Origin of the sequence: Pseudomonas sp. 2995-1 (assembly GCF_002742505.1) — a bacterium.
Taxonomy (GTDB): domain Bacteria; phylum Pseudomonadota; class Gammaproteobacteria; order Pseudomonadales; family Pseudomonadaceae; genus Aquipseudomonas; species Aquipseudomonas sivasensis.
The window spans coordinates 1-315 of the sequence record NZ_LJSA01000484.1; the positions used below are offsets into that span (position 1 = coordinate 1).

The following is a 315-nucleotide window of genomic DNA, read 5'->3' on the forward strand; positions in this document are numbered from 1 at the left end:
GACAGCAATAAAGACGGTTACTACGCCATCGTTGGCAACAACGTTGTCTTGACTCAGGCCGGTGCTGACTTCGTTAATGCGGGCAATAAACTGCCAGCGTTCGATCTGACCGTGACTGATGCAGACAAAGGCAGCGCAACCGCCGCCGCTACTCCGGATGTGACGCTGGTCAACGACATCCCGGTTATCACCGTGGCTGCGACTACCATCGTGGAGAACAGCGCCAAAGTCGGCACCATCGCCGGTAGCTTCGTTGCTACCGACGAAGAAACGCCTACTGCCAGCCTGAAAGTTGATTTCACCACCGGCACCAAT

1 protein-coding gene is annotated in these 315 nt (G+C 55.9%); it reads left to right on the forward strand.

Annotated elements, in window-relative coordinates:
• A partial coding sequence (locus AOA61_RS31310) for a hypothetical protein (protein WP_158234823.1) occupies positions 1 to 315 on the forward strand: 315 nt, incomplete at both ends.